Origin of the sequence: Actinokineospora sp. (assembly GCF_050699995.1) — a bacterium.
Taxonomy (GTDB): Bacteria; Actinomycetota; Actinomycetes; order Mycobacteriales; family Pseudonocardiaceae; genus Actinokineospora.
In genome coordinates this window covers 1-8,116 of record NZ_JBOHGC010000188.1, presented here as the reverse complement: position 1 = coordinate 8,116, position 8,116 = coordinate 1, and the positions used below count along the sequence as shown (strand labels likewise).

Genomic DNA, 8,116 nt, shown 5'->3' with positions numbered 1-8,116 from the left:
CCTCGAAAGCGCGTGACGGGTAACCCCCGTCCGTGGGTTCAAATCCCACCGCCACCGCCAGCTAGCAGGCAGAACGCCCGTCCCCGATGATCATGGGGATGGGCGTTCTGCCGTTGGGTCTCAGTTGTGGGTCTCAGTTGGCCCTTGTCAGGCCGGAATCGGCACCCCTGTCGGGCCGTCGTCGTCGCCTTCCTCGGCCCACAACAGCCCTCCCACCTTGTCCGCGATGGCGCGCGTGATCTCGGGAGTGTTGTGTTGGTAGCGCTTGGCCATGGCGGCCTGAGACCAGCCCATCACGGTCATTACCGCCGTGGTCGGCACTCCGAGTGCCAGCAGCATCGTCGCGGCGGTGTGCCGGGCGTCGTGGAGTCGAGCGTCCCGCACCTTGGCGGCCCCCAGGAGGGCTTTCCAGGCCATGTGGTCGACCTTGGGGTGTACTGGGTGCCCCAAGGCGTTGGTGAAGACCCAGCCGCCCTCAGTCCACATGTCGGCTGCCAGCGCCCGCGCGCGGGCCTGAGCGGCGCGGTGCTCTCGGAGGACCTTCACGACGGGCAGCGGCAAGCCCATCGTGCGGTGACCGGCTTCCGACTTCACCTCAGCCACAACCGTGCCACCGCTGTGCTTGCTCGGGCAGTGACCGGCGTAGCGGCGCCCACACGGGCTCTTGTCAGAGCAGCCATGCTCCCAATTCCGGCGATGCAGCGCGCGTCGCACGGACAGGGTCCGCCCGTCGAGGTCGACGTCCCGCCACTGCAAACCCAACGCCTCTCCCTTGCGCAATCCCAGGGTGAGGGCGATGACGAAACGAGCACCGTTCGATGTGGTCTTCGCTGCCGTGAGAATCTTGCCCGCTTCCTCTTGGGTGAACGGCACGATCTCCTCACGCGGGACTCGGGGAGGCTTGGCGATCGCGGCAGGATTCTCTGTGATGTGACGGCGTAGCTGGGCCTCACCGAGCGCGGTCCGCATGGTCCGGTGAATTTGGTGGATGCGCGCGGGCTTGAACAGCTCTCCGCGACGGGTCTTGGTCCGGCCGATGGCCGCGTACATCGCTTCCAAGTGCTCTGGCCGGAGTTTGTCCAGGCGGTGTTTGCCGACTCCTGGGATCAAGTGGTTGTAGACGGCGGCCCGATACCCCGTGAGGGTGTTAGGGCGAACGGCTGGGGCGGCGATGTTCTCAACCCAGTGGCGCAGCCACTTCTCAACACTCCAGCGGTCGCCCGCCTTACGCACGGAACCGTTGTCGCGGGCGATCTCCCATTCCTTCACCTTGTCCACCACCTTTTGCTTGTCCTTGGAGCGGGTGTGGCGGCGGTCAGGCTTGCCGTCGTCGCGGGTGCCTACGGTTACCCTGCCGTGCCAGTAGCCGTCCGCGCCCTCATAGATCGAGGACCGCCCGTTGGCTGTGCGTGATTTCTTGCTCTTGTCGGTCATGGTTCTCCTAGGCGGCGGGTCGGGAAATGAGGGCGGCGGCGTATGCGGTGATCGCGTCGCGGTGAATGCGTCGGAGTCGTCCGATTTGGACGGACTGAAGTTCCCCGGTTGAGATCAGTTGCCACGCGCGGGTCTTCCCGATGCGGAGTTGCTGGGCGGCTTCCTCCACGGTGAACAGGACGCGGTTGTCGTGTGCTGGTGGGGGAATCGGCGGCTCGGGCTGGGTGAGAGCGTCGATGACTTGAGCTATCAATGAGGCAAGTTCGTTGCGGTTGATTGCGGTCATGCGGCACCCCCGGTGATGTGGCGGACGTGGTGTTCGGTGAATAGGGCGTCGTCGGTTGGGATTCCTTCGAGGTGAGGTTTGAGTTCGGGGCAGTAGCGCGCCCATGCGTCAGAGAAGTCGGCCCGCTGATATGCCTTGACTTGCGCGCCGTTGGGAAAGCGGACGTTGCCGGATCGGATGCCGTATTCGCGCAGCAGCGCGCCCAGCTTGGCGGCGGTAAGTCCGGCCGCGCCGTAGGTCACCCAGAGCGCTTCCTGGTCGGCCTTGAGCCGGTCGAGGAGAACGGCGGTGGGTAGGGCCGGGTCGCGGGTGAAGGCGGCGTGGCAGTCGATGAGCAGCCGCACCCGGTCGGACTGCTCGGTGTTCTCCGACGCTTCGGCGGTTAGGGCGAGGACGGCGGCGCGGGCGCGGTTGGGCCAGTCGCCTCCGGCGAGTTCGGCGACAGCCACGAGCGGTTCCCACGTATCGGCGGCGCGGTCTTCTACCGGCATAGCGGGTTCTGAGGCTTCGAGGATGGCCAGGCTGGACCGCAACCACCCATTCAGCCCGGTCGCGTTGTCGTGCAAATTGGGGCGGTCGCGGCGGTGACGGTATGGGGCGACAGTTTCGCCTGCCGCGCGTCGCCTCATGCGGATGATCACGGCACGGTCTTCGATGGTGTCGGGCATCGCACCGATCCCGGCGAGTGCGGCCATGGCGAACGTGGGCAGGGTTTCCACGGTTTGGGTCGCGGCGTTGTAGCGGTTCGTGGGTCGGTTGCGCTGGTGCCCGGCGTTGAGCAGCCCGCGCACTTCCTCATGTCCGCCCGCGTGGGGGCCGAAGATGGTGTCGGCCTCATCGACCAGCAGCGTCGGCGGGTCGTCGCTGATCGAGCGGTAGATAGCGGCCGGGCTGCTGTTGACGGTGATGAACGGGTTGTGGCACATGGCTTCCACGACATCGAGCAGCCGCGACTTGCCGCAGCGCTTCTCGGGGGCTCGGATCACCAGGCGTGGGGCGTGCGCCCACGCGGGCTGGGCGTGGGTCGCAGCGATCCATAGCGTCACGGCGTCGGCGGCTTCCGGAGTGGGCATCACGACGTAGCGGGTGAGCGCGGCGCGGGTGGCGTTGAGCAACTCCACGCCGACCGACGCGGGCATGGGGGTGGTGTTCATGCGGTCCTCCTGGTCGTGATGGTCTGGCGGGCGCGGTAGGCGGCTTGGCGGCAGGCGTGGGAGCAGTGGCGTGGCCATCGCCCGGTGTCGGGTCGTCGCAGCGGTTGTCCGCAGTGGCAGGCGCGGTGGGTGACCGGTGACGGAAGCCCTGAGCTCAGTGGTGACGTAAGCGCCCTGGTGGGTTCCGTCTCACGGCGTGGTGACGGAAGCCCCGCGGCCTCCTCCCCGCAAAACGCCAGGTCAAGCGCCCCGGTGCCCGCGGGGCTTGCGTCACTGCGGTGGGGGCGTTGGGCGATGAGCTGTGCTCCGAGCCAGAAGGTGAACGCGGGTGGGATGGCTTGGGTGAGCGCGGGCCAGGGCATCCAGTCGATGCCCATCGCCGCGCGGGCCTGTTCGGTGGTGGGTGACGTTTCCCCCTCGACGTCGAGGGGCTTTCGGCCGCTGCGTTGCCCGTAGCTGCCGTAGACAGGCACGGCGGCGGCGGACCGGTCGTGGTGGCACGGGGTGCCGTGCAGGACCACGTTCGACTCGAACAGCCGGTGCCGTCGCACACCGAGGCGCAGGGTGTCTCCGCACACGGTCACGGGGTCGATCAGCGGGGCACCGGGCACGTTCTCGATGACGTACGCCCACGGCCCACCGGGCATGGCTACGGCGTCGATGAGTCGTTGCCGGATCGGTGCCACGAGATCGGGGTGGGCGTCGCGCCTATGCGTCGGGGTCGCCTGGCTGAACGCTTGGCACGGTGGGGAGGCGGCGATGACGTCGAACCCGGACAGGTCGACGGTGAGCGCGTCGGCGTGGATGAACGGGAACGGGTAGTGCGGTTGGGGTTCGATGTCGACACCGACCACGTCGAACCCTGCCGCGTGGTACCCGGCGGACGCGCCCCCGGCCTTGCAGCACAGGTCCAGCAGCCGGGGGCGGTGACGCTTCCCACCGGTGGATACCGTCACTCCGTTCATGCCGCCCTCCCGGTGTCCTGGGCGACGCGCAGCGCCGGGGCCTGGTCGTCGATGCGGGCTCGGTGTGCGGCGAGTTCGGTGGTGAGCCGGGCGGTGAAGGCGTCGAGGTCGGCGAGCACGGGCCGGGCGGCGGCCTGAACCAAGGCGGTACCGAGTTCGGCGACGCGGCGGCGGTAGCCGGTCTCGATCAGCCGGGTGATGTGGAAGTCGAGCGCCACCAACGGGACAGCGACGGTGAAGGCGTCGAACACCCAGCGGGTCAACAGGTTCGCGTGGTTGGTGTCGGTGAACGCGCCGACCCTCTCGGCGAACCCGAGCAAGGTGGCCGGGTCGAGGCTGGGCACGTCGCCGGTGACGAGCGCGGCCATGAGGTCGAAGGTGAGCCGGGCGGGCGGGTTGGTGAAGTCGCGGTAGTCCAGGCGCGTGAGCTTGGGACGCGCTTCGGCGGGCGTGGCCTGCATGAGGGTGCCCAGGACGATGGTTTCCGGGTCGATCGTGGGGCTAGACATGTGAAGTCCTTTGGTGACGCTGAGTAGCAGCATGTGGGCGTGAAGGGTCGGGACTAGCGCCCTGGTGATGGGCCTAGAACCTGGGTTTAGCGGCGTTTCGGGTGCTCTGACCTGGGGTTCTGCTAGGTGATAGCGGCCTGGTCAGCGGTGGTGGGGAGTGCTAGCGGTGAGTGCTAGGTCTAGCGGTCCGCGACCGCTAGCACTCCCCGGTTCGCTAGTCCGGTGTCTGGTTACGCTCCGTAGAGGTTCGGCAGTTGGCGAGGATGGCGTCGGCGATGTCGTCGAGGCGGTAGCCGCGTCGGTTGCGTTCCTCGCCGTTCTCGTCGCGCATCGGCACCTGGCGGGGCGTGATGCCGTAGGGCTTGAGGGCGGCGGCCAGGGCGTGGGCGGTCCATCCCTTGTAGGTGTCGGGGTGCTGCTCGCCGAGTCGGGCGGCCACGGTGTCCGACCACAGCCGGTCCTCGCCGTTGAGGTAGACCCCGGCGATGTCGTCGAGCAGGTTCGCGCGGGCGGCCTGTTCGGTGAGGTTGTCGTCTCCGATGGCATGTCCGCCAAGGGTTCCGGCCTGCTCGCGCAGTGCCCGCGCCCTGGTGATGATCTTCTCCGCGTTGGGGTTGTCGATGTAGGCGGAGCGGGCGATCTGCGGTTCGTCGGACGCGCCGACCAGGTAGCCGATGCCCTTGTCCTTCGGGGTGAACGTGCTGGCCCGCACACCGTTCTGGTACATCGAGGTCCCGAGGATCATGTCGTTTTCGAGCTGTCCCATGACCCTCAGGCAGAACCGCACACCGACGTTGGCGGACACGGCCGTCGGGAGGCTGGTCTTGTCCGGGCGCTGTGTGGCCAGCAGCAGGATCACCCCGAGCGCCCGGCCGCGCTTGATGATGGCGGTGCACAGTTCCCCGGCTTCCTTGCCGAACTCGGGGTGGGAGAACAGTTCCTGGCACTCGTCGATGGCCACGACCAGCGGGAACAGCCCCAGCTTGCGGTTCGCGGCGAGTTCCTTGGTGACCTTGTTCTCCGGGCACTGGGCGCGCGGGAGACGGCTGATCGTCTTGGCCCGCACCTCCAGGTCCTTGTGGACTTCCCGCAGCGACAGAACCGTCTTCTCGATGGTCTCGTCGTCGGGGCCGGAGGCGTAGTGGTGCGCGACCGGCTCCAATGTGGACAGGTCACCGGAGCCCTTGAGCTCGAAAAGGCGCAACTCGGCGGTGGGGTCGAGGGCGGCGGCGAGCAGCAGCACCCGCAGCGCGAACGTCTTGCCCGCACCGGGCATCGCGCCGATCAGCAGGTTCGAGTACATCAGGTCCAGCCCGACGGGCCGTCCGCGCTGGTCGGTGCCGAACGGAACCGGTTTGAACAGGTCGGCGGAACCACGGGAGGCCAGCGGCCACGGCTTGGGCTTGGCCTGCGACATGTCCACATCGGACACGAACAGGACCATGCGCCCGGCGTGCTGGTCGTGGGCCGGTTCGGGCCACACACACCCCAGCGGGCGGCGCAGACCGGACGCGAGCTGAGCCCGTCGCGAGAGGATGTCGGCCACGGTGACCCCGTAGGGGAGATCGACGTCGGCGCGCCATCCGTTGCCCTCACGGGAGATCGGCGCGGGGAAGGTGATCCCGTTGCCACCCTTGCCCACGGCCTTGTTGATCTCGGCGATGCCCAGGGCGGACAAGGCGCGCACCACGATGTCACTGGTGAGCTTCTGAGCCTTGGTGGTGACCACGGCGCGGCCACCGACGACCGGGCGGTCCGGGTTGCCGCCGAGCCACCCGAGCAGCCCGGTCACCGCGCCGATGCCGAGAAACTGCGCCCACCACGGGGCGAACCCGAGCAGCACCAGGACCCCGGCGGTGAACACCAACGTCCCGATCAGCACCAGCGGCAGCCGGTGGCCCGGCTTGTCGGCCTTGAGTCGCAGGTAGGTCTCAGCGTCGCCCCGGCTGGCGGCGTCGGCCCGCAGGCCACGCCCTTCGGCGTCGCTCACCCACCGCGCGGTGTACACGGTGGCTCGCCACGCCCCACGGGGGGCGCGGGAAGCGACCTTCGCGGCGTAGACCGGGCACCGCACCGCGTGGAACGCCGTGGTGTGCGCGGCGTTGCGTGCCGCCCACTTCGCGGTGGCGGCGAACTGGTCGCTGTTGCGCAGCCACGGCGCGATGACCGGGCGCTGAGGTGCGGCCACCGCGCTCTGAATCCGTGACGCCAAGGACCGATCCTCGGCGACGGCGGGCGGGTCGACGAACACCCCGTGGTCGGTGACCTCTTCCCCCTCCACGACCGTGGGCGGGATGTACGGGGCATCGGTGGCCGGGGTGTTCGCGGGAACCGCGTCCGGCGTGGTCGCGGGCCGGATGGGCACCACGTTCGATCCGTTCACGTCGTGTTCCTCGGGGTCGGGTGTGCCGAGCAGAGTGGTCGGGTCGGTGGGCATCAGGCGGCCTCCCTCTCAGCGGTGGCGGCACCGTTCGCGGGCACGTCGGAGGCGGCCGGGGTGGGTGTGGCGTTGAGTTCGTCGGCGACGCTCTTCGAGGTGGCGCGGCCGATCGTGGGGATGTGCTCACGAACCCAGGCCGGGGTGACGGTCTGGCCGGGGGTGTGGTGTTCGCGGGCCATCGCCACGTAGTCGGCCAGGAACAACCGGCCGGTCCTCTTCGCGGGCTTGCGCGACGTCGTGCGGGCGGGTCGGCGATGCCGGGTCGAGGCGGCGTTCACCTCGGTCGATGACGGAAGCCCCGCAGCGTCCTCCTGTGTGGTGACGGAAGCCACCAGGGCTCCGGTGTCCGCGTCGTCACGGGCCGACGCGGCGGCCGTGAGGACGGCTTCGGTGATGCGTTCCCGCACGTGCGGGGCGGCCTCGGCGATGAGCAGCACGATCACCGGGGGAACCGAGTGCAGCACGATCCCTGCCGGGTCGAGGTGTGACCAGGGTTGCCAGGTGTTCATCACGTAGGTGGCGGCGAACGCGAACACCTTCGTGCGCCGCACCCACGGCCCGGTTTTGACCTGCCATCGGGCGGTGACCTGTTCGGCCAGCAGCACGGCGATCAGGACCAGCGACACCATTGGGTCGAGCAGCCACGCCGAGATCCACGGCAGGGAACCGGGCGTGTTGTCCTCGGCGGCGAACTGTTGAACGTTGACCATGGTGAACGCCAACGCGAGGACCATCGCCACCCAGAACAGGGTGTCCACGGCGGTGCGGGTGCGTTCGGCCCGCAGTGCCACCACGTCCGGGTGCGTGGTCAGCGCCCGCACCTGCGCGGCGTTCGCCGCAGCGGCCCGCAGCTTGTCCACACCCGAGGTGTCGGCCGTCGTCGTCTGCGTGTTCACAGCTTCGCCCCCCGCTTCTTCGCGGCCTTGCAGGCCGGGCAGAGACCCCAGTGGAACGTCACTTCCTCGCTCTTGCCCTTGGGGAACTTCATCCCGCACAACGTGGTCATCTCCCCGGACCACCACGACTTCTTGCCGATGTGCACGTAGCTCTTCATCAGTGGTTCCCCCCGTCGATCTCGTGGCGCAGCTCGGCGATGGCGTCTTCGTGGGTGGTGCACTCGGTGGCGAGTTCGTCGATCTCGGCCTGGAGGGCGCGGACGGTGCGGGTCTGCTCCTTGAGCAGTGCCCAGAGCGCGGCCCCATGCACGCGGGTCTTGTGCAGCTCGTAGCGCAGGTGCACGTTGTCCAGCGACAGGCCACCGGCCCAGTCGACGGTGACGCGGTGCTCGTCGCGTTCCTGTTCGTACATGGCGGCCCACAGTGGGCCGG

Annotated in this window: 9 protein-coding genes; all 9 read right to left on the bottom strand. The window is 68.7% G+C overall.

The features are described 5' to 3' along the window. Nucleotides 1-147 precede the first annotated feature (147 nt). A complete protein-coding gene (locus tag ACRDSQ_RS10285; protein ID WP_431420622.1) occupies nucleotides 148-1,434 on the bottom strand; it encodes a tyrosine-type recombinase/integrase in 1,287 nt (428 codons plus the stop codon). Between the two features lie 7 nt (nucleotides 1,435-1,441). After that, nucleotides 1,442-1,720, bottom strand: a complete 279-nt coding sequence (locus ACRDSQ_RS10280) for an excisionase family DNA-binding protein (RefSeq protein WP_431420621.1) — start codon at nucleotides 1,718-1,720, stop codon at nucleotides 1,442-1,444. Next, the gene (locus ACRDSQ_RS10275) at nucleotides 1,717-2,874 is read right to left on the bottom strand and encodes a DUF3631 domain-containing protein (protein ID WP_431420620.1); all 1,158 of its coding nucleotides are present in this window, start codon (nucleotides 2,872-2,874) and stop codon (nucleotides 1,717-1,719) included. Before ACRDSQ_RS10275 ends, ACRDSQ_RS10280 begins: the two co-directional genes overlap by 4 nt. Further along, the gene (locus tag ACRDSQ_RS10270; RefSeq protein WP_431420619.1) at nucleotides 2,871-3,839 is read right to left on the bottom strand and encodes a DNA cytosine methyltransferase; all 969 of its coding nucleotides are present in this window, start codon (nucleotides 3,837-3,839) and stop codon (nucleotides 2,871-2,873) included. Before ACRDSQ_RS10270 ends, ACRDSQ_RS10275 begins: the two co-directional genes overlap by 4 nt. Continuing rightward, complete coding sequence (locus ACRDSQ_RS10265; protein ID WP_431420618.1) at nucleotides 3,836-4,348, bottom strand: hypothetical protein; 513 nt, start codon at nucleotides 4,346-4,348, stop codon at nucleotides 3,836-3,838. Before ACRDSQ_RS10265 ends, ACRDSQ_RS10270 begins: the two co-directional genes overlap by 4 nt. Nucleotides 4,349-4,562: 214 nt before the next feature. Then, the gene (locus ACRDSQ_RS10260) at nucleotides 4,563-6,785 is read right to left on the bottom strand and encodes an FtsK/SpoIIIE domain-containing protein (protein WP_431420617.1); all 2,223 of its coding nucleotides are present in this window, start codon (nucleotides 6,783-6,785) and stop codon (nucleotides 4,563-4,565) included. Further along, the gene (locus tag ACRDSQ_RS10255) at nucleotides 6,785-7,684 is read right to left on the bottom strand and encodes a hypothetical protein (protein ID WP_431420616.1); all 900 of its coding nucleotides are present in this window, start codon (nucleotides 7,682-7,684) and stop codon (nucleotides 6,785-6,787) included. The genes ACRDSQ_RS10260 and ACRDSQ_RS10255 overlap by 1 nt, the downstream gene beginning before the upstream one ends. Then, on the bottom strand, nucleotides 7,681-7,842 hold the full coding sequence (locus ACRDSQ_RS10250; protein ID WP_431420615.1) for a hypothetical protein: 162 nt from the start codon (nucleotides 7,840-7,842) through the stop codon (nucleotides 7,681-7,683). Before ACRDSQ_RS10250 ends, ACRDSQ_RS10255 begins: the two co-directional genes overlap by 4 nt. After that, nucleotides 7,842-8,116, bottom strand: a 275-nt coding sequence (locus ACRDSQ_RS10245) for a hypothetical protein (RefSeq protein ID WP_431420614.1), incomplete at its 5' end; no start/stop codon positions are given. The genes ACRDSQ_RS10245 and ACRDSQ_RS10250, both read right to left, overlap by 1 nt.

Bases quoted from the DNA above. Each gene is read 5' to 3' on its own strand.
- ACRDSQ_RS10285 (WP_431420622.1), bottom strand. From the start codon at position 1,434: ATGACCGACAAGAGCAAGAAATCACGCACAGCCAACGGGCGGTCCTCG.
- ACRDSQ_RS10280 (WP_431420621.1), bottom strand. From the start codon at position 1,720: ATGACCGCAATCAACCGCAACGAACTTGCCTCATTGATAGCTCAAGTC.
- ACRDSQ_RS10275 (WP_431420620.1), bottom strand. From the start codon at position 2,874: ATGAACACCACCCCCATGCCCGCGTCGGTCGGCGTGGAGTTGCTCAAC.
- ACRDSQ_RS10270 (WP_431420619.1), bottom strand. From the start codon at position 3,839: ATGAACGGAGTGACGGTATCCACCGGTGGGAAGCGTCACCGCCCCCGG.
- ACRDSQ_RS10265 (WP_431420618.1), bottom strand. From the start codon at position 4,348: ATGTCTAGCCCCACGATCGACCCGGAAACCATCGTCCTGGGCACCCTC.
- ACRDSQ_RS10260 (WP_431420617.1), bottom strand. From the start codon at position 6,785: ATGCCCACCGACCCGACCACTCTGCTCGGCACACCCGACCCCGAGGAA.
- ACRDSQ_RS10250 (WP_431420615.1), bottom strand. From the start codon at position 7,842: ATGAAGAGCTACGTGCACATCGGCAAGAAGTCGTGGTGGTCCGGGGAG.